This is a genomic window from Shewanella sp. Iso12 (assembly GCF_012030025.1).
GTDB lineage: Bacteria > Pseudomonadota > Gammaproteobacteria > Enterobacterales > Shewanellaceae > Shewanella > Shewanella algae.
Genome location: NZ_JAAUHW010000007.1, coordinates 44,051 through 69,626 on the forward strand (window position 1 = coordinate 44,051; position 25,576 = coordinate 69,626).

Annotated in this window: 26 protein-coding genes; 11 read left to right on the top strand and 15 right to left on the bottom strand. The window is 53.9% G+C overall.

Annotated features, from left to right (window positions below; genetic code table 11):
- Positions 1-3 precede the first annotated feature (3 nt).
- The 4 genes from ubiA (at position 4) to torT (ending at position 3,800) form a co-directional block, all read left to right on the top strand.
- Complete coding sequence (gene ubiA / locus HCX89_RS13070) at positions 4-864, top strand: 4-hydroxybenzoate octaprenyltransferase (protein ID WP_167716311.1); 861 nt, start codon at positions 4-6, stop codon at positions 862-864.
- A gap of 149 nt (positions 865-1,013) precedes the next feature.
- Complete coding sequence (locus tag HCX89_RS13075; RefSeq protein WP_044733575.1) at positions 1,014-2,054, top strand: nitronate monooxygenase family protein; 1,041 nt, start codon at positions 1,014-1,016, stop codon at positions 2,052-2,054.
- Between the two features lie 139 nt (positions 2,055-2,193).
- Positions 2,194-2,622, top strand: coding sequence for a hypothetical protein (locus HCX89_RS13080; protein ID WP_025009251.1), 429 nt, complete (start codon positions 2,194-2,196; stop codon positions 2,620-2,622).
- A gap of 155 nt (positions 2,623-2,777) precedes the next feature.
- On the top strand, positions 2,778-3,800 hold the full coding sequence (gene torT / locus HCX89_RS13085) for a TMAO reductase system periplasmic protein TorT (protein ID WP_044733576.1): 1,023 nt from the start codon (positions 2,778-2,780) through the stop codon (positions 3,798-3,800).
- On the opposite strand, the gene HCX89_RS13090 is transcribed toward torT, so the two are convergent.
- From HCX89_RS13090 to argS, 5 genes are all read right to left on the bottom strand, one after another.
- Entirely contained in the window at positions 3,784-4,356 is a 573-nt protein-coding gene (locus HCX89_RS13090; RefSeq protein WP_045283201.1) for a nucleoside triphosphate pyrophosphohydrolase family protein, read from the bottom strand. The two genes, torT and HCX89_RS13090, sit on opposite strands and share 17 nt — an antisense overlap.
- A 108-nt stretch (positions 4,357-4,464) precedes the next feature.
- Positions 4,465-5,790, bottom strand: coding sequence for an HslU--HslV peptidase ATPase subunit (hslU, locus tag HCX89_RS13095; protein ID WP_101060251.1), 1,326 nt, complete (start codon positions 5,788-5,790; stop codon positions 4,465-4,467).
- A 21-nt stretch (positions 5,791-5,811) separates the two neighbouring features.
- Positions 5,812-6,336: an ATP-dependent protease subunit HslV gene (gene hslV / locus HCX89_RS13100; protein ID WP_025009255.1), complete on the bottom strand. Its 525-nt coding sequence runs from the start codon at positions 6,334-6,336 to the stop codon at positions 5,812-5,814.
- A gap of 224 nt (positions 6,337-6,560) precedes the next feature.
- Entirely contained in the window at positions 6,561-7,130 is a 570-nt protein-coding gene (locus HCX89_RS13105) for an SPOR domain-containing protein (RefSeq protein WP_167716313.1), read from the bottom strand.
- A 3-nt stretch (positions 7,131-7,133) separates the two neighbouring features.
- Positions 7,134-8,879: an arginine--tRNA ligase gene (gene argS / locus HCX89_RS13110; RefSeq protein WP_071237106.1), complete on the bottom strand. Its 1,746-nt coding sequence runs from the start codon at positions 8,877-8,879 to the stop codon at positions 7,134-7,136.
- 281 nt (positions 8,880-9,160) lie between these two features.
- Here argS and HCX89_RS13115 point away from each other — a divergent pair, with 281 nt between their 5' ends.
- Complete coding sequence (locus tag HCX89_RS13115) at positions 9,161-9,838, top strand: DedA family protein (RefSeq protein ID WP_025886808.1); 678 nt, start codon at positions 9,161-9,163, stop codon at positions 9,836-9,838.
- A 54-nt stretch (positions 9,839-9,892) separates the two neighbouring features.
- Here the strand turns inward: HCX89_RS13115 and priA are convergent, their stop codons facing one another.
- Entirely contained in the window at positions 9,893-12,088 is a 2,196-nt protein-coding gene (gene priA / locus HCX89_RS13120; protein ID WP_167716315.1) for a primosomal protein N', read from the bottom strand.
- Positions 12,089-12,315: 227 nt separating this feature from the next.
- Here priA and HCX89_RS13125 point away from each other — a divergent pair, with 227 nt between their 5' ends.
- The gene (locus tag HCX89_RS13125) at positions 12,316-13,197 is read left to right on the top strand and encodes a FimV/HubP family polar landmark protein (RefSeq protein WP_167716317.1); all 882 of its coding nucleotides are present in this window, start codon (positions 12,316-12,318) and stop codon (positions 13,195-13,197) included.
- Between the two features lie 125 nt (positions 13,198-13,322).
- Positions 13,323-13,535 carry a 50S ribosomal protein L31 gene (gene rpmE / locus HCX89_RS13130; RefSeq protein WP_025009259.1) on the top strand — a complete coding sequence of 71 codons (213 nt, stop codon included), beginning with the start codon at positions 13,323-13,325 and terminating at the stop codon, positions 13,533-13,535.
- A 168-nt stretch (positions 13,536-13,703) separates the two neighbouring features.
- Here the strand turns inward: rpmE and HCX89_RS13135 are convergent, their stop codons facing one another.
- From HCX89_RS13135 to HCX89_RS13160, 6 genes are all read right to left on the bottom strand, one after another.
- Positions 13,704-14,501 carry a Crp/Fnr family transcriptional regulator gene (locus HCX89_RS13135; protein WP_025009260.1) on the bottom strand — a complete coding sequence of 266 codons (798 nt, stop codon included), beginning with the start codon at positions 14,499-14,501 and terminating at the stop codon, positions 13,704-13,706.
- 143 nt (positions 14,502-14,644) lie between these two features.
- The gene (locus HCX89_RS13140; protein ID WP_167716319.1) at positions 14,645-15,295 is read right to left on the bottom strand and encodes a molecular chaperone; all 651 of its coding nucleotides are present in this window, start codon (positions 15,293-15,295) and stop codon (positions 14,645-14,647) included.
- A 44-nt stretch (positions 15,296-15,339) separates the two neighbouring features.
- A complete protein-coding gene (locus HCX89_RS13145) occupies positions 15,340-16,005 on the bottom strand; it encodes a DMSO/selenate family reductase complex B subunit (RefSeq protein WP_025009262.1) in 666 nt (221 codons plus the stop codon).
- A 14-nt stretch (positions 16,006-16,019) separates the two neighbouring features.
- On the bottom strand, positions 16,020-18,569 hold the full coding sequence (locus HCX89_RS13150) for a DMSO/selenate family reductase complex A subunit (RefSeq protein WP_167716321.1): 2,550 nt from the start codon (positions 18,567-18,569) through the stop codon (positions 16,020-16,022).
- A gap of 27 nt (positions 18,570-18,596) precedes the next feature.
- On the bottom strand, positions 18,597-20,591 hold the full coding sequence (locus HCX89_RS13155) for an MtrB/PioB family decaheme-associated outer membrane protein (RefSeq protein ID WP_167716323.1): 1,995 nt from the start codon (positions 20,589-20,591) through the stop codon (positions 18,597-18,599).
- Between the two features lie 15 nt (positions 20,592-20,606).
- On the bottom strand, positions 20,607-21,551 hold the full coding sequence (locus HCX89_RS13160; protein WP_144131817.1) for a DmsE family decaheme c-type cytochrome: 945 nt from the start codon (positions 21,549-21,551) through the stop codon (positions 20,607-20,609).
- Between the two features lie 793 nt (positions 21,552-22,344).
- Here HCX89_RS13160 and HCX89_RS13165 point away from each other — a divergent pair.
- A complete protein-coding gene (locus tag HCX89_RS13165) occupies positions 22,345-22,785 on the top strand; it encodes a hypothetical protein (RefSeq protein WP_167716325.1) in 441 nt (146 codons plus the stop codon).
- Positions 22,786-22,802: 17 nt separating this feature from the next.
- Here the strand turns inward: HCX89_RS13165 and HCX89_RS13170 are convergent, their stop codons facing one another.
- From HCX89_RS13170 to arfB, 3 genes are all read right to left on the bottom strand, one after another.
- A complete protein-coding gene (locus tag HCX89_RS13170) occupies positions 22,803-23,183 on the bottom strand; it encodes a biotin/lipoyl-containing protein (protein ID WP_167716436.1) in 381 nt (126 codons plus the stop codon).
- 41 nt (positions 23,184-23,224) lie between these two features.
- Positions 23,225-23,668 carry a type II 3-dehydroquinate dehydratase gene (gene aroQ / locus HCX89_RS13175; RefSeq protein WP_025009265.1) on the bottom strand — a complete coding sequence of 148 codons (444 nt, stop codon included), beginning with the start codon at positions 23,666-23,668 and terminating at the stop codon, positions 23,225-23,227.
- Between the two features lie 159 nt (positions 23,669-23,827).
- Positions 23,828-24,244: an alternative ribosome rescue aminoacyl-tRNA hydrolase ArfB gene (gene arfB, locus HCX89_RS13180; RefSeq protein WP_025009266.1), complete on the bottom strand. Its 417-nt coding sequence runs from the start codon at positions 24,242-24,244 to the stop codon at positions 23,828-23,830.
- Positions 24,245-24,415: 171 nt separating this feature from the next.
- On the opposite strand from arfB, the gene HCX89_RS13185 reads away from it, so the two are divergent.
- The 3 genes from HCX89_RS13185 to HCX89_RS13195 all read left to right on the top strand — a co-directional run bounded on the left by HCX89_RS13185 (position 24,416) and on the right by HCX89_RS13195 (position 25,532).
- Positions 24,416-24,781, top strand: coding sequence for an STAS/SEC14 domain-containing protein (locus tag HCX89_RS13185; protein WP_025009267.1), 366 nt, complete (start codon positions 24,416-24,418; stop codon positions 24,779-24,781).
- Positions 24,782-24,860: 79 nt separating this feature from the next.
- Positions 24,861-25,037: a DUF3012 domain-containing protein gene (locus HCX89_RS13190; RefSeq protein ID WP_037436315.1), complete on the top strand. Its 177-nt coding sequence runs from the start codon at positions 24,861-24,863 to the stop codon at positions 25,035-25,037.
- Between the two features lie 69 nt (positions 25,038-25,106).
- Positions 25,107-25,532 carry a hypothetical protein gene (locus HCX89_RS13195; protein ID WP_028779596.1) on the top strand — a complete coding sequence of 142 codons (426 nt, stop codon included), beginning with the start codon at positions 25,107-25,109 and terminating at the stop codon, positions 25,530-25,532.
- The last annotated feature ends 44 nt before the right edge of the window (positions 25,533-25,576 follow it).

Here is a 25,576-nt window from a genome sequence, read left to right on the forward strand (position 1 = left end):
CCGATGAACTTGAGGGAAAAAATTGATGTCTATGCCCGTCTGTCGCGTCTGGACAGACCCATAGGAACTTTTCTGCTGCTGTGGCCCTGTTTAATGGCGCTGTGGCTGGCGGCCGGGGGCTTACCGGATCTCAAGGTGCTGAGCATCTTTATCGTAGGTGTGTTTGTGATGCGTGCCTGTGGCTGCATCATCAACGACTATGCCGACCGCGAGCTGGATACCTATGTCGAGCGCACCAGGTCCAGGCCCTTGGCCAGTGGCGAGGTCACGGTCAAAGAAGCGCTGGGCCTGTTTGTGGTCATGGGACTGTTTGCCTTTGGTTTGGTACTGTTGCTCAACCCTCTGGTGGTTAAACTCTCCCTTGTCGGCATGCTGCTGACCATTATCTATCCCTTCACCAAGCGCTACACCAATATGCCGCAGATGTTCCTCGGCATAGTCTGGAGTTGGTCGATTCCCATGGCCTATGCCGCCCAGACAGGTGAAGTGCCTGTCGAAGCCTGGTGGCTATTTGCCGCCAACTGGTTCTGGACTGTCGCCTACGACACCATGTATGCCATGGTGGACAGGGACGATGACCTCAAGGTGGGGATCAAGTCCACCGCCATTCTGTTCGGCCGTTACGACAGGCAGATCATCGGCCTGTTTCAGTTGGCGGCGCTGGCCTGCTTTATGACTGCAGGTTATGTGGCCGAGCGAGGTGCCCTCTATCTGGTGGGGCTGCTGGCCTTTATCGGCTTTGGGCTTTATCAGCAGAGGCTGATTTACGACAGACAGCGGGCTCCCTGCTTCAAGGCATTTCTCAACAACAACTGGGCGGGTATGGCCTTGTTTGTCGCCTTGGGGATGGATTACCTGCTCTGAACGACACTGAGTTTGACTGTCAACGCCGCGATTATCGCGGCGTTTTTACTGGCGCAAACAACCGCCAACCGTTAGTCTGAACAGCCGGATGATTGAACCAAGCAGCGGGAATAGCGCCGCTGAGGACTGAAGCAAGAAGGAGTCTTGGTATGTTGATAGAACAACTCTTTGGTATTGAATTGCCGCTTATTCAAGCCCCCATGGCCGGCGCCCAGGGCGTGCCGCTGGCATTGGCCGTCGCTTCCGCCGGTGCGCTTGGTTCTATTCCCTGCGCCATGTTATCCCATGACAAACTCAAGCTGGCGCTAGAGAGCTTCAGGCGCCAGAGTGACCGGCCGGTAAACCTCAACTTCTTCTGCCATAAGCCACCCGAGGAACAAGTCGAGCGTTTGCATGCCTGGCTGCAGCAACTGGCGCCCTATTACCGTGAATTCGAGGTCGAAGATCTCGGCGGTGGCGCCGAGCGGCGTCCCTTCGATGCCGAGGTTGCCGCGGTTATAGAACCCTTTCGTCCCGAAGTGGTGAGTTTTCATTTCGGGCTTCCCTCCACCGAGCTGATGCTCAGGGTCAAGAGCTGGGGCACCAAGGTGATTGCCTCGGCAACCAGCGTCGCCGAGGCCAAGTGGCTCGAATCCAGAGGCGTGGATGCCATCATAGCCCAGGGCCTGGAAGCCGGTGGTCACAGAGGCCATTTCCTCAGTGATGATTTGACCGAGCACAGTGGTACCTTTGCCCTGTTACCGCGCCTGGTACAGGCGGTGAAGGTGCCCGTGATTGCCGCCGGTGGTATTGCCGACGCCGCCGGAGTGCAGGCGGCCATGGCTTTGGGAGCGGCCGGGGTGCAGGTGGGCACGGCCTATCTCTTGTGCCCGGAGGCCGAGATCAGTGAACTGCATCGCCAAGCGCTGAAAGATCCGCAAATGAATCGCCATACGGCGCTGACCAATCTCTACAGTGGCCGTCCGGCCAGAGGCATAATGACCCGTTTGATGCGTGAGTTGGGGCCTTTGGGGCAAGCGCCGGATTTCCCATTGGCGGCCAATGCCATTGCGCCGCTGCGCGCCGCGGCAGAAGCACGCGACTGCAGTGATTTCAGCCCGCTCTGGTGTGGTCAGAATCCGGAGGGATGTCGGGAAATTCCCGCCGCCGACTTGACCCGTGAGTTGATGGCGGCCTTTATCAGGGCTTGAGCTTTTTCTGGTCTAGTGTATGTAACTGCCTGTATCATTGCGAATTAGTCACTCCTGCAACCGGCGGAGTGACCCTATCTTTAGATGGACTGCAATCAAAGCTTTGACTGCGGCGTGGAGCCGCAATAGGGAGATATAGATGAAAAAATCACTTGCTCTGGCGCTGCTGGCCCTGATGGTCAGTGCCAACGCCGCGGCCCGCGACACCATAGCCCAGTATCCGGTGCAGGAGCTGCTGCAGACCGAGAAGGCCAAAGAAGCCCTTTACGATGTGCCACTGTATTTTGCCACTCAGGCTCACCCGGAGATCAGCAAGAGCTATGGTGAGGTGATCACCAATAAAAAGACCAATGCCTTTGGCAAGTCGGATCGCGAAGCCTGTGAGTGGGTGATGTTGAGTGCGCTAAAGGCGTTGCAGGAGCGCGCCGAGCGTGAGGGGATGGACGCTGTGGTCAATATCCAGTCCTATTACAAGAAGCGTGAGTTTGCCAGCGAGACTGAATATGAGTGTGGCGCCGGTGCCATCATGGCCGGGGTGGCACTGAAAGGGACTCTAGTGAAGTTCTAACCACTTTAACTCACTGACAAAGCAGACCAGGAGGTCTGCTTTTTTTGTAGCTGAATTCTGCTTCTCTGTCGTCCCGAGTCAGTCGAATGCTCGATCAAGGCACCACTTTATGGCGATTGGTATAAGGTTAATAGAGTGACTCTCGGGAATAAAAGATGAAATATCTCCTCTGCAGTTTATTGCTGCTGGTTTTTCCTGCCACGGCAACCTGGTATCCAGTTAAGGTGCGTGCCGATGGTGAAGCGCAATTGTATAAGCCGCTGGTGCGGGCCAACAAAGCCTGGCGCCTCTGTGCTCTTTTGCCCCATGGTAAAGATCATTACTGGTGGGGTGTTGCCTGGGGCTTGGCCGAGGAAGCGGACAGGCTGGGCGTCGAGATAGGTATTTATGATGCCGGTGGCTACACTGAGGCGGAGCGGCAACTGCGCCAGCTAGATGAATGCGAGGCCCGCGGCGCCCAAGGTTATATTCTGGCGGCCGTCTCGGCGGAGCTTTTCAACGCTGAGTTGCCGAGGCTCAGGGCCAAGGACGCCAAAGTTGTGGATCTGGTCAATGGCATTAACAGCAATCAGGTAGACAGTCGCTCGTTGGTGTCTTTTGTCGATATGACTCAAGCCGCGGTGCAATATCTGTTTGCCGCCAGTGGCAGACAGGATTTCAGCCTGGCCTGGTTTCCCGGCCCTTCGGGAGCGGCTTGGGTGATGGATGCCGAGCTGGGGCTAAAACAAGGGCTTAGCGGTTCCCAAGTCGAGCTGATTGAAGGCGGCTATGGTGTCACTGAAACCTTTGTGCAGGCCGACTTGGTGCGGGCGCTGACCCGGCGCTTTCAGGCCGATTATCTACTGGGCAATGCGGTGGCGGCCACTGTGGCGGCCAGAATGTTTCCCGGGCGGGTGTTGGCATTTTACAGTAATCCGCAAACCATGGCCTTGGTTGAGCAGGGCAAGTTGATGGCAACAGTGACAGACTCACCTGTACTGCAGGCGAGAATTTCGGTTGATTTGGCGGTGAGGCTGCTGCAGGGCGAAAAAGTGCCTGGGCGGGTCAGCCCGGAGATCCGGGTAGTCACCCCGCAAAACATCTCTGAGCTGGACATGAGTCAGACCTTGCCCCCTGAAGGACAATGGATGACCTACAGGGAGCTGAGCAAACTCGAGGGGGCTAAACCAGACCCTTGAGGTTGGCCGGACGATAATAGACAGACTTGAGCACTTTGCCTTGGCGCACTGTCTTGCCGGTCATTTCCACATCCTTGGCGCACTTGGCTATCAGGAAATCGCCCTGACGGCTGCCGACAATTTCCACTCCTTGCTTGGCATAGTGAGCCACAGTATCCGCCAGTTCCTGCTCATTGCGGCATACCTTGCTCATGTTGCTGGCATGTACCTCATCCCAGCAGGGCTCAAAGTCGATAGCCTTGTTGGCGGCAACCTGCAGCAGCAGATCTATCAGGTAGCTGATCTCCAGTCGCTCTCCGACTTGGGTGCAGCCCAAGTGTACCAAGCGGCCCATCAACACATACACGCTGTCGACTATGGCGTCGGCCTGTTCAACTTTATCGCCGGCCTCGGCCAGTTCGGTCAGCTCTTCGCTGATAAGTGAGGTGTGCAGTGTGTCTGCCTTGGCATCCAGGGTGTCAGGAGAGTTGACCGGGAGGTCGAAAGTGGCGCGAAATTCCTGAATATCACGGTAGAGCTTGCTGTACAGCTCTTGAGTCAGCAGAGTCAGTTTCATAGCTTGGGTTCCAGCTTGGGCAAAGGAGAGGATGATAAAGAATGCGCGCGCCGAAGGCAAAAAAGCGCCGTAAAAAAGCCTCCCGAAGGAGGCTTTTTGAGGTGAAAATCAGAGAATGAAGCGACTCAGATCTTCATCCTGAACCAGGTTGTCCAGGTGAGCATCGACATATTCGGCATCGATAACAAACTTGCTGCCGGACTTGTCGCTGGCCTCGAAAGAGATGTCTTCCATCAGCCTCTCCATCACAGTGTGCAGCCGACGGGCGCCGATGTTTTCGGTACGCTCGTTGACTTGCCAGGCGGCCTGGGCAATACGGTCGATACCTGATTCGGTAAATTCGATGCTGACTCCTTCGGTGCCCATCAAGGCCACATACTGCTCGGTGAGCGAGGCGTGGGGCTCGGTGAGGATCCGTTTGAAGTCAGAGGCGGTCAGGGCATCCAGCTCGACCCGAATCGGCAGACGGCCCTGCAGCTCGGGGATCAGATCCGATGGCTTACTCATCTGGAAGGCGCCGGAGGCGATAAACAGAATGTGGTCTGTCTTCACCATGCCGTGCTTGGTGTTGACTGTGCAGCCTTCCACCAGAGGCAATAGATCACGCTGTACCCCTTCGCGGGACACGTCCGGGCCTGAGGTTTCGCCGCGCTTACAGATTTTGTCTATCTCATCGAGGAACACTATGCCGTGTTGCTCGACCAGCTCAATGGCCTGCTCTTTGAGATCTTCCTGGTTGACCAGCTTGGCGGCTTCCTCTTCGACCAGCTGCTTGTAGGCATCCTTGATCTTGAGTTTCTTGCGCTTGCTCTGTCCCTGACCCATGTTCTGGAACAGGCTCTGCAGCTGGTTGGTCATCTCTTCCATGCCGGGAGGTGACATGATTTCGACGCCAATTTGCGGCGCCGAGACATCGATTTCGATCTCTTTGTCGTCCAACTGGCCTTCACGCAGTTTCTTACGGAACACCTGGCGGGTGTGGGACTTGTCCTCGGTTTCCTGCTCCCATTCACTCTTTGGCTTGGGCAGCAGGGCATCGAGAACCCGTTCCTCGGCGGCTTCTTCGGCGAGGGTGCGGCACTTCTTCATCTGCTGCTCGCGGGTCAGTTTGACCGCGGCGTCGGTGAGATCGCGGATGATCTGCTCTACTTCCTTACCCACATAGCCCACTTCGGTGAACTTGGTCGCTTCAACCTTGATGAAAGGCGCATTGGCCAGCTTGGCCAGACGGCGGGCGATCTCTGTCTTACCGACACCGGTTGGGCCTATCATCAGAATATTCTTCGGGGTCACTTCCTGGCGCAAGCCGGCATCCAGCTGCATGCGGCGCCAGCGGTTACGCAGGGCTACTGCGACAGAGCGTTTGGCCTTCTGTTGGCCTATGATGTGCGCGTCCAGTTCGTGGACGATTTCGCGGGGTGTCATTTCAGACATAATGCTTCCTCACGCTCGGGATCAGTAATTCAGTTCTTCTATTGTCTTGAACTGGTTGGTAAATACGCAGATATCACCGGCTATGGTCAGCGACTTCTCGGCAATATCACGGGCACCCAGTTCGGTGTTTTCCAGCAGCGCCAACGCCGCGGCCTGGGCATAGTTGCCACCAGAGCCTATGGCGATAAGATCATGCTCCGGCTGCACCACATCGCCGTTACCAGTGATGATCAGTGAGCTTTCATGATCGGCCACTACCAACATGGCTTCGAGTTTTCTCAAGGCTCTGTCGCTGCGCCAGTCTTTGGCCAGTTCGACCGCCGACTTCATCAAATGCCCCTGATGCATCTCCAGTTTGGCCTCGAAGCGTTCAAACAGGGTAAAGGCATCGGCGGTGCCACCGGCAAAACCGGCCAGTACCTTATTGTGGTACAGGCGGCGTACTTTGCGGGCATTGCCTTTCATCACAGTGTTGCCCAGAGACACTTGGCCGTCGCCGGCGACAACAACCTGATTATTACGGCGTACAGATACGATAGTGGTCACGATAGATCCTCTTCTCGGGCGGACGGCGCGTCCGTCATGGGTCAAATCCCCAGGGTCTGCTGCATGAAACGGCCCATTGGGGGCACAGCAAGGCCAACTAATGAGGTGATAGTTTTCTATATGGGGTTGGGGGCGGGAATATCAAGTGCCCGGCAGAGGCTTTCGTGCTGAAAAACAAAAAGGCTGCAAATCTTATTGTTTGCAGCCTTTAAATTGAGAGGAGTTTATTCTTCCCAGAACCAGATCATACAGCCGTTGAGACCGGCTCTTTGCAGCACGTGGCGCTGCCGCTCGGCATCGCGCTTGCTGTCATAGGGGCCGAGTACCACCTTGTACCAGACACCGCTGGTGCCTTGCACCTTGCGCACCTGGGCTTCTAGCCCCTGGAAGGCGATCACGGCTTTCATCTCGTCGGCCTGGGACTGCACCCGGAAGGAACCGCACTGCATCTGATAAGGGCGAGATGGCTTGTTGCTCTCTTCCGGCAGATCCACTTCTACCTGTTTGTTTTCCAGCTCCTTGAGGTAGGTCCACTCCTCTTTGGGCTTGGGCGGCAGGGCGTTGGGGTCTTTCTTCTGGAGCACCGGCTTAGTCTGTGGCTGAGGTTGAACCACTTCGGCCTCGGGGGCGCTGCTCTTCAGGCTCCAGAGGAAATAGCCAAAGCCGGCCACCACGGCCACTACCACCACAAGCAACAGCACAGGAAAGCCTTGCTTGGGCTGCGGTTGCTTGCGAGCGCCCCGCTTGGCAGGCTTGCGGGGCTTGGGTTTGCTATTGGCGTAATCGCGTCCCATGGATTACATGCGCTCCAGGGTCTCGATACCCAGTAGTGACAGGCCCTGCTTGAGGGTCTTGGCGGTCAACTGAGACAGCAGCAGACGGCTGTGCTTCTGGGTTTCGTTATCGGCCGCCAGCACAGGGCAGGCTTCGTAAAAGCTGGAGAAGGCACCCGCCAGTTCAAACAGATAACCACAAAGCACATGGGGTTGGCCCTTGTCGACCATACGGGCAAGGATTTCACCGAATTGGGCCAGCTTGTTGCCCAGCTCTTTTTCCTTGTCGTGTTCCAGAGCGATAACGGCATTGCTCAAATCCACACCTTCGGCCCGCTTGAAGATCCCGGCAACCCGGGTGTAGGCGTACAGCAGGTATGGCGCTGTGTTGCCTTCAAAGCTCAGCATCTGATCGAAGCTGAAGATATAGTCGCTGGCGCGGTTCTTCGACAGATCGGCGTATTTCACCGAGGCGATGCCCACTACCCGGGCGATTTCGGCCAGGGTGTCTTCGTCCATGTCGGGGTTCTTGCTGCGTACCAGCTCCAGCGCCCTGACATTGGCTTCATCGAGCAAGTCAACCAGTTTCACCACGCCGCCGCTGCGGGTCTTGAATGGGCGGCCGTCTTCACCGTTCATGGTGCCAAAGCCCATGTGTTCCAGTGTCATTTCCGGGCGCACAAAACCTGCGGTACGGGCCAGGCTGAACACTTGCTGGAAGTGCAGTGCCTGGCGCAGATCCACGAAGTAGAGGGCGCGATCGGCATGCAGGGTGCCCGAGCGATAGCGCATGGCCGCCAGGTCTGTGGTGGCATAGAGATAGCCGCCATCGGCCTTCTGAATGATCACCGGCAGGGCTTCACCGTCTTTGTTACGGAATTCTTCCTGGAATACCACCTTGGCGCCGTTACTTTCAGACAGCAAGCCTTGGGCATCCAGATCTTTGACCACCTGTTCCAGATCGTCGTTGTAAGCGCTTTCACCATGGACATCGGCGCGGGTCAGGCTGACGCCCAGGCGCTGATACACTTCATGGCAGTGGCTCAGAGAGATATCGTTGAATTCACGCCACAGCTTGTTGCAGTACTCGTCACCGGATTGCAGCTCGACCACCAGTTGGCGGGCGCGGGTGGCAAATTCGGCCGACTCGTCGAAACGCAGTTTGGCAGCGCGATAGAAGCTTTCCAGATCCGACAGCTCCAGGTTGGCGTTTTCACCATTTTGTGCCCGCAGCTCTTCCATATAGGCCAGCAACATGCCGAACTGGGTACCCCAGTCACCGACGTGGTTTTGGCGGATCACCTTGTGACCGAGAAACTCCAGCGCCCGGACAACGCTGTCGCCAATGATGGTAGAGCGCAGGTGGCCCACATGCATCTCTTTGGCGAGGTTAGGGGAGGAGTAGTCCACTACCACTGTCTGCGACTTGGGCAGGTTTATACCCAGATGCTCGTCGGCCAGTGCCGCCTGCAGCTGTTTGGCCAGGGCATTGTCATCAATAAAGAAGTTGATAAAGCCGGGGCCGGCTATCTCTACTTTGGCCACATGGCCGGAGGCCGGCAGATTGTCGATGATCAGTTGTGCCAGTTCCCGAGGTGGTTTGCCGGCAGCTTTGGTCAGCATCATGGCCAGGTTGGTGGCCAGATCGCCGTGACTCTTATCCTTGGTTCGGTCTACCTGAATCCTTGGCGCAGTCTCTTCGGGGATCAGCCCCTGTTGTTTCAAAGTGGCTACTGTCTGTTCAAGCAAAGATTGGATATGTGATTTCATTGGCGTTTTATCGACACTGACTGATAAAGGTTAAAAGGGGAATAACCGCACATTCTAGCGCTTTCGGCGGTAACATTGCTATCACCTGTACGGTTTTATCAGCAAATTTTGTTGTTGCCTGGGTTTGCCGCAGCCGGGTGCCTTTTAAGATCACTATTATGGATGAATCTTTGTTTAAGAATCGCTGATCTTCATTTTGGGGGAGTATGATGTCTCTCCGATCCTTCTCGGATCCAAGATTTCCCCATCGGCGCGTGCCGATAGTTTTAATGGAGATAAAGATGCTGGACTCCATCACCACAGTGTTACAGGCTATTTGGCAGCAGGATTTTACCGCGCTGCATGCTCCGGGTATCGCCCTGAGTATCTATGTTTGCATCTTCAGCTTTATCTTTCTGGAGAGCGCCTTGCTGCCGGCGGCCCCCTTGCCTTGCGACAGTGTGGTCATTCTTTCAGGTACCCTGGCGGCCATGGGGATCCTTAACCCCTTGCTGGTGTATCTGTTGCTGTTTGTGGCGGCCGCAGGCGGCAGCTATTTGGCATTTGTTCAGGGGCGGCTGCTCAATCGTCTGCCCAGGGTGCAGGGCTGGGTCTACAAGGTGCCGCCCGACAGCCTGGCGGCAGTGGATAAACTCCTTGGGCGTCATGGGCTGGTGGCGCTTTTCTGTGCCCGTTTCCTGCCGCTGGTGCGTTCGCTGCTGCCTTTGGTGATGGGCGTGCGCATGGCCTGTATCAAGACCTTCTATTTTTTTGCGGCTCTGAGTGCCTTCTTCTGGGTGGGGCTGTTGGTATCGCTGGGCTATATGATGCCGTTTCTGCCGGAGCGGATCAGCAAGCTGTTGACCATGGCGTTGATGGCGGCGCCGGTGATTACTCTGGTATTGGCGCTCGGCAGTTGGCTGACCTATAAGCTACTGCGCAAGCCGCAGGACAAGCAGGGGCCTCACGGTCAATTCTGAGCCGGATTAAAGCCGTTCAAGGGAGTTACAGCAGATCCTGCGGACTCTTATCAGTTACAGCAGATCCTGAGGATCTCGATCCAGACTCCAGCGGCAGCGCTTGGCCTCGGGCAGCTGTTCGGCCTGGGGCAACAGCTGTTCAAACACCTGTTGCAGCCTGCGTCTGTCTTTGGCCTGAGCCAACAACTGGCGCCGATACTTGCCGGCCTTGCGATCCAGCGGCGCCGGCAGCGGGCCTATCACTTCAAAATCCTTGTCCATGGGTAACATGGCGGCGAAGGCTGCCAGAAAGGCATCGGCATCCTCGGCGCGGTGGGATTCGGCGCGGATCAGTACCATATGCCAGGCCGGTGGTAACAGTGCCTGCTGGCGTTCATTGAGCTGGCTGCGGGCAAACTCGCCATAGCCTCTGTGCATAAGATCCCTGAGCAAGGGGTTGTCGCTCTGATGGGTCTGCAGCAGCACAGTGCCCGGCTTGCTGGCGCGGCCGGCGCGACCGGCCACCTGGGTATAGAGCTGGCCGAAGCGCTCAGGAGCCCGAAAGTCCGCGCTGAACAGGGCGCCATCCACATCGAGCAGCCCCACCAGGGTGACATCGGGAAAGTGATGTCCCTTGGCCAGCATCTGGGTGCCCACCAATATCTTGTATTCGCCGCGATGAATGGCGCTTAAGTGCTGTTCCAGCGAGCCTTTGCGGCTGGTGGTATCCCGGTCGATTCGCACCACGGGATACTCGGGAAACTCCTTGCTGAGCGCCGCCTCCAATTGCTCCGTGCCAATGCCCTGACCCTGCAACATGGTGCTGCCGCAGTTGTGGCACTGGCGTGGAATTGCATACTGGTTGCCGCAGTGGTGGCAGCGAATTTCGCCGAGGGATTGGTGCAGGGTGAAAAACGCATCACAGCGATCGCACTCGTGCAGATGGCCACATTCGTGGCACAACAGGGCTGGGGCAAAGCCGCGGCGATTGAGAAACAGCAACACCTGGTTACCGGCCTGCAGATGCAGGCGCATCTCGTTCAGCAGCGGTTGCGACATGCCCGCCTGCAGGGGTTGGTTGCGGATATCTATCAGTCCCTGGCGCACCTTGAGGGCATTGCCGGCACGCTCTCCCAATTGCAGATGCTGATAGCGGCCGCTGAGGGCGTTTTGCAGGCTCTCCAGCGACGGTGTCGCGCTGCCCAGCAGTACAGGAACCTGCTCCAGATGGCCGCGCATGACGGCCAGATCCCGGGCGTGATAACCCACGCCTTCCTGCTGTTTGAAACTGCTGTCGTGTTCCTCATCGAGAATGATGATCCCGGGCCAGGCCATGGGAGTGAACAGCGCCGAGCGGGTGCCGATTATGATAGCCGCCTCGCCACTGCGGGCCAGGCGCCAGGCGTCGAGGCGCTGCTTGTCGGTCAGGCCGGAATGGATCACGGCAACCGTGACTTTGAATCTGCGTTTGAATCTGTTGATGGTTTGCGGCGTCAGGCCGATTTCCGGCACCAGGATCAGCGCCTGCTTGCCAGCCTTGAGCATGGTTTCCAGTACCGCCAGATAGACCTCTGTCTTGCCTGAGCCTGTGATCCCTTCAAGCAAGCTGCACTGATAGCCGCTTTGGGCATTGAGGCTGGCGACCGCCACGGCTTGCTCCGGGTTGAGCCTGTGAGGTTCTTCCCCCAGTTCAAGCTTTTGCCGCCATTCAAGATTGGCACTGACTGACCGCTCTCGTTGCTCGGCCCAGCCCTTGTCCAGCAGCCCCTTGATGGCACTCTTGCTCAGCTCCAGCGCATTGACCTCTTCAGTGGTCAGTTCCCCCTGTTTGAGCTGTTGCAGCAGTTTGCGTTGGGCGGGAGCGCGTTTCAGCGACTCCAGTGTGGCCTCCTGGCCCGCACTGGTCAGACACAGATAACTGATTTTCTCCGGTGCGGCATCGGCACCCTTGCGCAGCGCCACCGGCAGGGCCTGGGTCAACATCTGCCCCTGGCTGCAGAAATAGTATCTGGCGGCCCAAAGGGTCAGTTGGTACAGCGCCGGTGGCAGCAATGGCGCGCTGTCCAGCACTTGATATACCGGCTTGAGTTGTTTGGGCTCGAGTTCGCACTCATCACTCAGGCCTGTCACCAGGCCTATGAGTTGCTGGCGGCCAAAGGGCACGCGCACCCGCATTCCCGGCTCGAGTGGCCAGGGGCAAGCTTTGGGCATCAGGTAACTGAAGTTCTGCCGCATGGGAACGGGAAGGGCAACTTCTACAAACTGCGGCATAGTCAGAGTTTTCGCAAATAATCACGGCACATGTTGCCCGTCAGTTTACTCAGGCTAGAATGAGAGAACCAGTCCCGGAAACAAAAAGCCGCAAAAACCGCAGCTTGAACGTGCTGACTTAACGAATCCAAACCAGAGAACCTAAGTCAGAGAACCTAAGCCGGATAACCTAAACTGGGTAACTACAAATCAAATTAGAGAGGATATGGATGAGAGCGGGTTTACTGATGCTTGTACTCATGTTGCTAACGTCTGTTGCCAGAGCAGAAACCGCCCATGTCAGTATCAATCAAAGAATGTTTGAACTCGGGCATCTGCCGCTGATCAAGGTCAACGTGGTGGCCGACAGTGAGGATATGACCCGGCTTGAGTTTATTGTCAGGCAGCAAGGTGCGGCGGAAAAACTCATGGTGCAACCCATCAACCGTTACATGGTGCTGCTGCTGGGGATAGATGAAGTGACCGACAAGCAGGCCGAATTGTTGGTGCGGGAATACCGAATCAATCGCTGGCATGAACTCAAACGCTTACCCTTGTTCGATACCTCAGTGCCTGTGGCGCTGCGCTCCAACCGGGCAAGAGTCTTTGCCGAGCAGATGCCGACTGAGTCACCGCAGGTTGCCGTGTCAACCCAAGCTATAGAAAACAAGGCCATAGAAAACAAAACGATAGAGGCCAGAGCTGTGCAAGCCACAGTCGTATCAAGCAAAGTCGTGCCACCGCCAGCCGTTCAAGCTCAAAGAGTTAAAGATGTCGCCGGTCAACCCCAGAGTGAGCCTCAAAGCCTTGGTGTGCCCTCGGCATCTCAAGCCGTTGCAGCGCCGGGGCGCCAGGTGAAGACTCTGCCAATTGATAGTCGTGAGCCGGGATGCATGCTGGATTTCGATGGTACAGAAACCCTCTGGCGGGTGGCCAGCCGCTATGCCGAGAACAGCCATACCCACGTCTATGGCGCCATGCTGGCCATTTTTGATGCCAATCCCAAGGCCTTCAGTCGTGGTGATATTCGCAACCTTCGCAGTGATGCCAAGTTGCACTGCCCCAGTAGTAGCTTGCTGGAGTCCTATGGAGATAAGACGGCCGCCAAAGAAAAGTTCGAGCAGATGTAGTCGCCTACTTGTCAGCGCTGGGTAGATACTGTACTATTCTGCGCCCTGAACTTTTGATATTAACCGCATGTGGTGTCCGACTTCGGGTTGGAAGAGCGACATGGCCTTAACTTGAGGTAACCCCAATGAAACCAGGTATCCATCCTGAATACGCAGAAATCACTGCAACTTGTACTTGTGGCAACGTCATCAAAGTAAACTCTACTGCAGGCAAAGCTCTGCACTTGGACGTTTGCGGTGCATGTCACCCTTTCTACACTGGTACTCAGAAAGTTGTTGATACCGGTGGTCGTATCGACAAGTTCAACAAGCGTTTCGGTATGCTGGGCAAAAAGTAATTGCCACTGCAACCAATCGAAAAGGCGTCCATGGGACGCCTTTTTTGTTGCCTTTACCCCGTCCTGAATATTCCTCATGGGGCTATGAATTAAGTTCGAAACCAAGTTGCTTTCAGGCAATATAGATTATTATCTGCCATGAATCATATGGCGGTATGGGGCAACAGATTAATATCTATTGTTGGTACTTATCATATTTTGCGGCTTGAACTTTTGCATATTGTTCGACTGACAGCCTCTGGCATCTTCCCTACCCAATGGGCAGGGGGATAAGTCGCTGAAAATATCGATATTAACGCATAGTTTATTACTAACCCGTTTAAGCAAGTCTTGCTTCTTTAATTGACCAAACATGAGGTCCAACTTAATAGTGCTGATATGCAATATGTCGGCAATTTCGTCACGGGTTAATTTAAGATCTATGGTTAACCAATGTTTATCAAAGGGAACTTGAAGCACAACCAATATATCAAATAAGAACTTGATCAGTTTGTCTTCCGGTGATGAGGTCAGCAAGAAAATGGCCAATCCGGTCTGGCGTTCTGTATAATAGGCGGCGTCATACATGAACTGCATAAACAGGTCGATATCTTCTGTCACCAGCTTTTTTATCAGTTTCTTATCTATAGTGATGATTTTGCTGTCTCTGGCAGCAAGAATATTCTTACAACAAGTGCAGCCCTCATCCAGCAACAGATGATAGTCGGTCAGTCGCCCTGGGAATATGGCATTCAGAAATTTTGGACGGGTAAAGTCATTGGTTCTTTTGGAGTAGAAAATCAGACCGCTTTCGAGATAGATAAAGTTGTTCAATAATAGATTTTTATTTAACTGCTCACCTTTTTTTAATTTCTGTGGCGCGCCATTGGCATAGAAAAATTCGGCAATGCGATCATTGACTCCGCCGGGAAAGAACAGCGTCGATTTCTTTTTTTCATCTGCTCCAAGTGAGATTGCAGTCAACATTATTCGCACCCAAAATATAACATTTGTAAGAATTGTAACATGGCTTCGGTTGGACAAATGTGGTGTCGATCCGTAAAACCAGGTTAACTTATGCCATTATGTTTTCTATATATCTACTTATATCCATATTTAACATATTGATTTTAGGCGTCGCTTTCATCGAGCTCATTACTCACGGCTTGCAGATAACGAAAATACTCGCTGGCCAATAGTGATAAACCTAGATAATAGCCTGTTTGAGCATGTTCTTCCGCCAGTGACAGACAGCGTTGCACCCAAGGTTGGACATGGTCAGTCAATAGCCTTTGCAATATTGGTGAATACTGTTCTCGATTATCTGTCGCCATTTTGTCCAGCAGGTAGGCGATGACAACGCAGATCAGTCCCAGATGGTCGACCGGCTCGTTGCGATCGAAATGGATCTGCAACCCATGCTGTTGATAAAAAGTCAGTAAATCTAGGGTGGAAGAGCCATTCAACAAACCTGAAGCAGACTGATAAACCGAGCCCCAGGGCGGCGCAACCGGAGTCCCGGGGCCGTTGAATAACTGGCCATAATCCAATTGCAGTGCAATCAGTTGCTCACGACTTCCATCCCAGTGCTTGAGATAGTCGCTCAACTTGTTCAAAGCCAAAGATTCGCGTTGGCTGTGAGTCAGCCTGGGCCACTGCGTGGCGATATCGCTCAGCGTAAAGTGTTCAACCAGCCCTGCCGTGGGCAGATCCAGCAACACCTTATGCAATACGTTGGCGATACTCTGCAAACAGAAAAGTGTATCGGTTGAGATAGCCATAAAACTCCAAAGAAGGAGAGCAGCCAAGGCTGCTCTCTTGAGGGTTACACTTCCCTGATATTCAGGATCTGCCCATTGCTGCGGGCATTTCGTGGCGCTTTGACTATCAGGTTGGGTGAGGTGATGGATTGTGATGGCAGCGGGGCAAAATGGCCATCGCCATCGCCGTACTTGGCCCGCAGATTATCCATGGTGTCGAAATCCAAGGCCCTGAGTGGGCAGGCATCAACACAGATAGGCTTCTTCCCCTCCTGCAACCTATCCTGGCAACCATCGCATTTGGTCATGATCTTGCGCTGAGTATCCAATTGCGGGGCATCGTAAGGGCAAGCTCGGGCGCAGGATTGACAGCCTATACACAAAGATTCCTCGACCAATACCAAACCCTTGTCTTGCTGTTTATGCATGGCACCTGTGGGGCAGGCCTTAACACAGACAGGCTCGCTGCAATGGTTGCAGCCTATGGAGGCGTAGTGGGCAAATACGTCCTGTTCATAGCTTCCGTCACCGTTTTGATTCCAACTGCCACCGCCGTATTCATACACCCGTCGCCAAATCACTCCGGGCAAGGCGGCCACCCCCAGTTCCCTGACGTTGTCTTTTGAGCGTAACAGGCCAACCATGCGGTCTTTACAAGCAATATGACAAGTCTTGCAACCTGTGCACTTGCTGCTGTCAAAGTAGAATCCATATTGAGTTTGCTGAGTCATTTTTTGATCCTCTATTATCTTTTCTTGATAACAGCAACACGGTTGGTGTGTTGAGGGTTACCCTTGGTAATGGGTGACGGGTGATACTTGGTCAAAGTGTTGATGCAACCGCCCAGATCGACAGTATGTCCGGAAGGCCCGGTACTCATTGCCGGATCCGGCTTGTACCAAGCACCCTGTCCCAGGGAACAAACACCGGGTATGACCCTGGGGGTCACTTTCACCGGTACTTCAATGGTGCCTCGCTCGTTATAGGCCCAGACTATGTCACCGTCGGCAATACCATGTTCAGCAGCGTCAGTTGGGTTCATCCACAGTGCGTCTTCCACCGCTTCGCGCAGCCAGGGCACATTGTGGTAACTGGAGTGGGTGCGACCCTTGGTATGGTAGCCACACAATTGCAGATTAAAGCCTTTATCAATCGTTTCCTGATCCTGATATCCGTCCCAGGTCACAACATATTTGGGTAATGCAGTGATTTGATCTCCAGGACGCAGTGTCCAGGTGGCTGCCTTGCGGGCCAGAGAGATGGAGTACAGCTCGATCTTGCCTGAGATGGTTGGTCTGGCATTGGTAACCGGGTCGGCCACAAAGGCCTGCATGGCAATGGTTGACGATGGCATGTATTTACGGAATACCCCGGCCTTTTGCGCTTCTGCATAAGTATCGGGCCAATTGATGTCCGGATGCATTGCTTTGGTCTGGGTATAAAGGTGCTCACACCACTGTTCGCCTGTACGACCCTCGGTATAGGCGGCTTCTTTACCCATGGCGCGGGCGATGCCGCTGCAGATTTCATACATGGATTGAGCCTGGCCCAAAGGTTTCAAGGCGCTGCTCATAAAGGTGGCGTAGGCCATCTGACCCGAAGCATAGCTGTCGTTGGCAAAGTCGTTGGATTCTAGCCAGGTGCTGTCCGGCAACAGATAGTCGGCAAACTTGGCTGATGGTGTCATCCAGCAATCGCAGACCACGATTAACTCACACAGATTTTCATCCTTCAAAATAGCCGCGGTACCGTTGCTGTCGGAGTGTTGGTTAACCAGGGCATTACCGGCGCAGTTGATAATGGCCTTGATGCCGGTTTTCAGCGTGGTGGCATTGTGATCCACCAGCTCGTTGCTGCTGCCGGCGATACGCACACCATCTTTGCTGCCGGTAAACTCCTGGCCGCGAACTATGGCATCGGACCAGGTAAATACCGGAATAGTGACCTCAACCGGGTTGGTGCCGGTAGGCATTGCCGGCACGGCAAAACTGTAGCTGGTGGGCATGGCCCCGTTGTTAACCCCTTCTCGGCCCAGTTTGCCCGTCATGATTGCCAGGGTGTACACGGCGCGGGTAGCCTGATCACCGTTGGCATGGCGGCTGATACCTGCACCGGCGCTGATATAGGGTGCGCTGGCGTTCATGATATCTGTGGCCAAGGCTTTGATTTTATGTTCCGGCACACCACATATTTCGGCGGCCCACTGGGTGTTGTGGGCACCATCGGCGGCAAATTTACCTACGCCCATGATGTAATCGTGGTAGTTCTCTGCCGGATCTATGTACTGGGCATGGGAGGCAATGAAGGCGTCGCTGTTGAGGGCGACTGCGGCCTTGGCATTTTCCAGGGACTGTTGGTCGAATCCCACCACATATTTATCCAGGAAGCTTTTCACTTCGCGAGTGACAAACCCTGAGGTGATCATTTCATGAATGATGGCTTCAATCAGTGCGGCATCTGTGCCGGGTCTGATGGGAAGCCAGTGATCCTCGTTTCCGCGCATTGAGTCTGTGTAGCGAGGCTCTACCATCCAAACTTTGATGCCCTTGGTATTGGCCGCCAGAGACTTAATAAAATCATAGCCTTCGCCGCTGCCGCTCATACGGATTTCATTGGGGTTGAAACCAAAACCCACAAACAGATCCGAGTTGGCAATTTGATCCAGCGAAGTGCCGCCAATGCTATCCCACTGATCGCCATAGGTTGCAATACAGGCGGCATAAACGCCGGCCCAGGAATAGTCCCAATGGTGGTCCAGGAAGCCACCATTCAGGTTCAGCAGCCGTCCCCAGGTTTTGGTGTTGGCAGCAAAACCATAGTAAGCACCGGTGCCATAGTGCATGTAGATAGACTCGGGCCCCTTGCTTTGGTCTTGGGCTATCTGTTGCAGTTTGGAGCCTATCTCGGCATAGGCTTCTTCCCAGGTGATAGGAACAAACTTACCTTCGCCGCGCTCACCGACCCGTTTCATGGGTTGGCGCAATCTATCTGTTGCATAGGTGCGTTGACGCAGTGAACGGCCACGTGGACAGCAACGGATCTGATGGTTGACGCCGTATTCATCAGTGGTTTCATGATCTGATTCAACGCGGGTGATGACCCCATCACGGCTGAAGACCTTGACCGGACAGTTGGAGCCACAGTTCACCAGGCATGCCGACCAATTCAGTTGTTCGTCAGTTACCGGAGGCTTGGGAGGCACCACGTTAGCGTCCTTAGAGCTGGAATCACAGCCGGATACCGTGGCTGCAGCGCCAAGAGCAGCACTCATCTTCAAAAAGTTTCTACGTTCCATTTTTTATCCTCACAATGTAAGCCTTGCTCAAGGCAGCAGGTAGCTGAAGGACAACATCAGCTGATGGGCGTTGTAGTTATGGTTGAGCACCCCCAAAGTCGTTAAACCCGTCACTGCGTCTATCCCGACCTCGTTACCATCTGTGTCGAAATAGCGTTCATATCTATAGGTAAGTTTCAGTGCCATGGCGTCGTTCAGGTGGTAGCGGCCGTACAGCTCTGCGCTGTGGTTAAAGCTGTAGTAGTCGTCATAGGCCCCGCCTTCTGTCAGGGTGTTACCCTCAGAGTTGGCAAATTGATAATCAGCCCCCAAGGTCAAGCGTTCATCCAGCAAACCGCTGTAGGCTAGGCCGACCCCGAGGGAGATAAAGTTATCCTTGATGTCACTGTGCCATGGCGTTAACTGATCCCCGTTTTGTTGGGAACTGATCCACTGTTGACCGGCCGTACCGTAGGCGCTCAAGCGTTCACTCAATTGCAAAGACAGATTCAGGTCGTATCCATAGTCACGAGATTCGGTCAATCCAATCACAGTGTCCCGGTAGTCATCCAGGGCATAGTGGCTGTTGAAATCCAGGGTCATCCAGTTCAGCGGCGTATACTGCAGCCCCATTTCCATGGCCGTCCGCCGCCGATCCGCCAGGTGGTACTTACGCAACAGGCTATTGGTTTCACTGGATGTCAGCTCGCCGGCTTGATAACGACTGCCGCCGCGGTCGCCATAACTGGCCTTGAGATCCAGCCGCAGCGGTGAAACCAACTGCATTCCCAGCTTGGCCCACAGGTTATGGTCGCGGGTTTCTTCCCGCTCGCCATAGCTGCGCTCTACCTGCTTGAATTCATATCCACCTTGCAGGCGATAGCCGGGCGCCAGGCGATAACTGGCATTGAGCCGGGCACTCTGGCGCTCAATATCCAGCAATGGGTTTTGTCGTATGGCGCCACTGACGGGATTGAGTTCAAGCTGGACAAATTCAGCCACACTGGAGTCGTTGTCACGTTTGCGGTAATCCAGTTGTCCACCCAGGCGTAGACGGCTATTCACCGCGGTACTGACGGCCAGGTTGGCGTCTGTGGTATTGACCTGACCATCCCAGCTCTGCAGAGGATTTCCCGTCATCTGGATCAGTCCTTCATCCTGCAGCATTCTCCCGGCGACTATCCGACCACTGAAAATCGTGCTGGCCAGGCGGTACTGACCGTTCAAGGTCAGTTGGTGCGCCTGGTTGTCCGGCGTAGCGCTGTAGAGGTCTGCGGCATAAGGCAGACTCAGGTTGTTGATATCATTGTTGTATTGGCTTCCTTGATAGGCCAGTTCAGTAAACCAGTTGTGGCCACTGAGCTGTAAACCTGCCCGCAACTTGTCATTGCTCTCATCTACAGGCAAGGCAAAGTTGACCGGCCTTGGTGTTATCAGGCTGGCACTGCGGTGGCCTTGCTTTTCCTCTCTGTCATAACGCACATAGCTGCTCAAGTCGCCGAGTGATGCCAAGGCGCCGAAGTCATAGCTCAGCCCTATGCCGGCCTGTTGCCGCTCCAGCTCAAGATCCAGATAACGTAGATTGGGGCTGGGTTGCAGCAGCCCCTTGTCGTGCCACAGCCGAGTCGCTGCATCACTGTTTTCAAAGCGCGTCAGATTGCGGTAATCCAACGCCAGTTGATATTGACCTGGGCGACCGGTTCTGAGACTGACGAAGCCGTTATTCAACCCCAAATCATGGGCTCTAAGCTGGCTGCGATAGCCTCCTTGGCTGCGGTAACCGAGTTCGGCATCGACACTGGCTATCATGCCGTCTCGGCCATCTCCCAAGGCATTTCCACTATGGATATCATCACTGTCGTTGTACCCGGCATTGGCAGTCACTTCACCGCTTAAGCCGGGAGCCAACTGACACTGGCGACATTGGAAACCTGAGGTATTGACCTTGTCGGTATTGGCGCGGTTGACACTGAAGTCGGCAGCCATCGCTGAGCCTGAGAGCCCCAGCAGAGCCATGGTCAACAGATTCAAAGGAAATCTCATCTTCAACACTCCTGCTTAACGGGACAGCAAACTGCCGGCCGGGTGATTGGAACCATGGATTTGGCTGTGGCAGTTCAAACAGCTCTTGCCGGCCCCAAAGGCGCTGTTGCCACCCTGGGCCACCGCCCTTGCTGCATGACCATCGTCGGCGTGACATTGCTGACATAACTGTGGTACCCGGGCTTTGAGCAAGGATTCGTTAACACTGCCGTGAGCCTTGTGGCAGTTGGCACAGTTTTCCACCACTGGGGCATGCTCCCACAGCACTGGCCCACGCTTGTCGGCATGGCATCCATAACAAGTGGTATTGAGGCTGGTTTGTTTCAGTGCGCTTTCAGTCAGGGAACCATGAGGGTTGTGGCAATCGATACAGGTCATACGATCCCACTTGAGAGGGTGGGCTGAGCGCTTGTTCATATCGGCCTTGGCACGGGTGTGACAACTGGTACAGGCCTCGTTGATCCGCAGAGGGTTGAGCATGGGGTCTTCAGCGGCATGCACCTGATGACAATCGGCGCAGGCCACCTGCTCCAGGTTATGCAAGCTGTTGTGCCAAGCCATCTGTTTGGGGTCATTGTGGCAGCCAAGGCAAACACTGTTTTGGCTATCACTCGACAGTTTTGAACCCGCGCCGAAGCTTATCATCGGCTCTTTACCGCCACGGTTATGTTTGCCCATGGGACCATGACAGGCTTCACACTGTAATCCGGCCATGGGGGAGCGGCTGTTGTCCAGGGCGCCATGAACCCCCTGAAACAGGGCCATGACTTTCTGATCCCGCTTATGACACATCAAGCAGGAGTCGGCACCCTTGGGGGAATACTTTCCTTCACTGAACTTTTGCTCCAGTTGTTGCTCCAGTTCTGTTTGGCTTAAATCAGCCCAGGGGGCAGCATTCACAGCCGGGAACAATAATATTATCGGCACTATGAATGCTGATATTTTTAATGTGGATATCATATGTACTCCCGTTTATTTATATGCATCAGCATAGAAATAAGGCCAGCCTAAATCTTGCTTGAAATAATTTTCTAATTCGTCATGGATACATTAATCCAAAAGGAATACCCATACCTTTATATGCATATAAAACACTGCACTCTTTCTGGTGATGATCGTCACATTTGTCACTCAAACAATTATCAAACTGAGCTGGATTCCAACAAACTTGTTATTGAGCTGAACGCCTTTCTGGGCTGGAGTCCTTGGGGCAGAGTTTGGCAGGCCTGGTTTTGTGCCTGTGAAATGTCACGGAGGTTTATCTATAGCTCTGATTTATATTGTTTTGTTAGCTATTTGTTTATGGGTGAGTTTAGTTGGAAGGGCTTAATTAGTTTTTGGGTGAACAGCCTTGGTTGATACTTACCTTAAATGGAAAAGATATTGAAAAATAGATAATAACCCAATGCAGGTTACCTAAATTTATACATTTACTCTGTTTTATTAATTGGTTCTCAATAAGATTTGCCTGATGCTTTTTAGGTATCCTGTACACTAACTAAAGACTATGCCGTTTCTGGATGCGGATTTCTAAACTATTTCTGTGTGCAGTGAAATGATGAGTAAATTTTATTGATTAAATCAGAGTTTCAATAGCTTGCTGATACCGACAGCGGAAATACTTTATTTCACTGACGTAAATGCGACTGATTTATGGTTAAAAGATATATAAAGTTTCGATTGGGAAAATGCTCACTTTGAGTGACCGCTTTAATTATCTGTTTTTATGTGACTTATCCCTTAGGAGATGGATATGAGCGTGATCCATGCAATAGCAGCCCAGTGGCAGAAGGCCGAATTTGCCGAGCGCTTGGCTGCCACTCTGGCAAGCTATCAGTCTGCTTGCGGTTTATCCGGTGGTGCGACTTCGCTGACAACCCTGTGCAATCTGGTTGCCGCCATCAGCTACCGTCCCGATGACCCTGTCTTCAGACAGGCAAGGATAGATGAGGGGACGTTATTGGCAGTATTTTTTGATTGCTTCAGGCTCTTGTTTATCAAGGAAGTACAGCAAGAATCAGTCACTCAGGCCGAGCAGCAGATACTGCATTTGGCCCCCAAACTGGCGGCCGAGATGTCCGTCGAGGCTTTGAGCGAGTCCCAGCAATTGCTGCGGCAGCAATTGCTGAGTATCAGTCGCCAGTTGGAGTCCTTGTATACGCAGCGGCGCCAACTCAGCCGCAATATGGGGTGAAGCTAAATTGGGGGAAATTAGTCCAATACAAACAGGGTTTGCTGTAGTCCTACCGCTTCACCGTTTTCTGCCAGTATGGCTTTAACCGTGCCGCTCTGTTCTGCCTTGACCGGATTGAGGGCTTTCATCGCCTGCACATAGCCCAGTACTGTGCCCGGCTCAACTTCTGTGCCCAGCTCCACCAAGGGGACACCATGGTCGCCGGCGTTGCGCAAAAAGGTACCGGCCACAGGCGCCAGTACTTGCACGCTGTCATTACCAATACTGAAACTGGCCTGGGGTTGTTGCGGACCAAAACGGCGGATACGCACGGCTTCCTGGCCTTCAGTAATTTCCAGCTCATTGATGCCGGATTCCTGCACCAATTCGATCAGTTTTTTGATTTTGCGGATGTCCATCGTCATTCTCAGCACTTAAGGGTGACCGGACCTTCCTCTGCTCAGCCTTGTTTGAGTGCCTCTATGGCGGCTTCCAGGGCAAACTCATAACCCTTTGGCCCCAGTCCAACTATCACTCCCTTGGCCTTGTCGGAAAAAAAGGAGTGATGGCGGAACGGCTCTCTGGCATGCACATTGGAAAGGTGCACTTCGATGAAAGGAATGGCGACCCCCAGCAGGGCATCTCTGAGTGCTACGCTGGTGTGGGTAAAGGCGGCCGGGTTGATGATCACAAATCCGGCATCTGTGTTGTGGATAGCTTCTATGAGCTGGTATTCGGCATTGGACTGGATATGTTCCAGTTCCACTCCGGCGGCAAGAGCCTTGTCCTGCAGTCCCTGCACCAGCTGCTCCAGCGTCCGATGACCGTAATGTTCCGGCTCTCTGCGACCAAGCAGGTTGAGATTGGGGCCATTCACCAAGAGTATTTTTGCCTGACTGCTCATATTGTTTTCCTTGCCTTGAGGGAGAGTTCGCACCTGGATCTGTGCCTCCCTGATTTCAGCAAAAGCTGTCGAATTTGTCGACCAATAGCCGCACAATCGCTGCACATTCCTTCCTGTTGTCAGCAATTATTGTCCATTCCCGCAGCGAGACTGGTCTTATCAGAAGCGGATCTTGTTCTGCCGCAGCGATTTTACTTCACCGCGTTGCTTCTTGCTGTCAACCCGGCGCCTTTGGCTGGCGCGGGTGGCCTTGGTGGGAATTCGTCTCTTGGCCACTTCGCCGACTGAGGCGACCAGCTCGATAAACTGCTGCAGAGCAGTCTGGCGGTTGGCGTCCTGGCTGCGGCTTTGCTGGCATTTGATAATGATCTTGCCGCTTTGGCTGATACGATGATCCGCCTTGGCCAGCAGCTTTTCCTTGTAGAAATCCGGCAGTGATGAGGCCTTGATGTCGAAGATGAGTTGGGCCGCAGTGGAGACCTTATTCAGGTGCTGGCCCCCGGCACCACTGGAGCGGATAAATTGCCATTCGATTTCATTTTCTGAAACTTGGACACGGTTTGAGATCTTTATCATGGCAAAATAGCTGTTTTCTGAGGCAATCGCTATATTACCATCCCATGGGAGAGTTTACTTACTCGACGAGGCGGAAAGTCTTGTAAGGCTAAACTTACTATAAGGGGATAACCCATAGTCATCAGATGCCGTGCCGTTGGCAGGTGTCGAAGGTTCAATGGAGTTTTGCTTATGTTGTGTCAAATTCCGGATATTGCCAAAGGCGTGATCAGCTTGTTTGCCAGCGGCCGTATCACAGCCGAGGATTACCGCACCTATCTGCGTCCCGCCATCAAGAGCTACCGCCAGGAGTGGGGCCAGGTCTGCCTCTACATAGAGGCAGATGTGTTGTTGGAAGGCTGGGAAATGGCATCACTCTCGGGAGCCGGTGAGGTGCAACTGCCCCCCTTCGATGCCTTGGTATTTGTCGGCGGCCCAGACTGGGTAGGCAATGCGGTGCGCCTGCTGGGGCCCTTTGTCAGCGCTGAATTGGCCTGGTATCCGCTGGAGCATAAAGATGAAGCTATTCGTTGGATAGCCAAGCGTTCGGCCTGCTAGTTGCCGAAACCTCCTATAGGGTAAAGCCGGTTATTCTGCTATTCTGTGGCGATTAAGTAACTCAGATAAGGAAATTTCGATGTCATTATCCAAAGTTTTTGCTGCATCTCTGGCGCTGGCTTTTGCCGCTGGATTGAGTGCTTGTGCCCCTGAAGTGGGCAGTGAAGCCTGGTGTAAGCAGATGGATGAAAAGCCCAAAGGTGATTGGAGCGCCAATGAAGCGGCCGATTACGCCAAACATTGTGTGTTTAAATAACTGAACTTTATCTTGGCCTGTAGGTCTATTTGGGCACGGGCCATCTTCTACCCTTAACCGGAATTATTCTTGACTGTATTTGTCCGCAAACTGACTCATATGCTTATCGCCTTGGTGGTGCTGCAATTTTGCGCCGCTAATCTCGGCGCGCATCAGTTGCATCTGGGCAATCCGGCCGAGGAAGAAAGCAACCATCCTCATCTCAAATTTGTCACCGAAGTCACGGTCATCAGCGAGTGTGTGGATTGTACCTGTGGCACAGATGAAGCCTTGGAAGCCGATATTCCCTTTGTCAGCCACAGTCATCAACTGACCCATACTGAATCCCAACAGTTCGATCTCTGCCTCGACTGTCAGTGTCATGGTGGTCATCTGTCACTGCCGGTTACCCTGGCACTGAGCCCGGCTCCCTTGATGCACCCCAGGCCCCAGAGTCTGGAGCCCGCTTTTCAACCCTATTTCTCCACTCCGGATTACCGCCCCCCAATAGCCTGATCTTTCTGATCATCAGTGCGTGTGAAGCCTGGGCATAGCTTGCC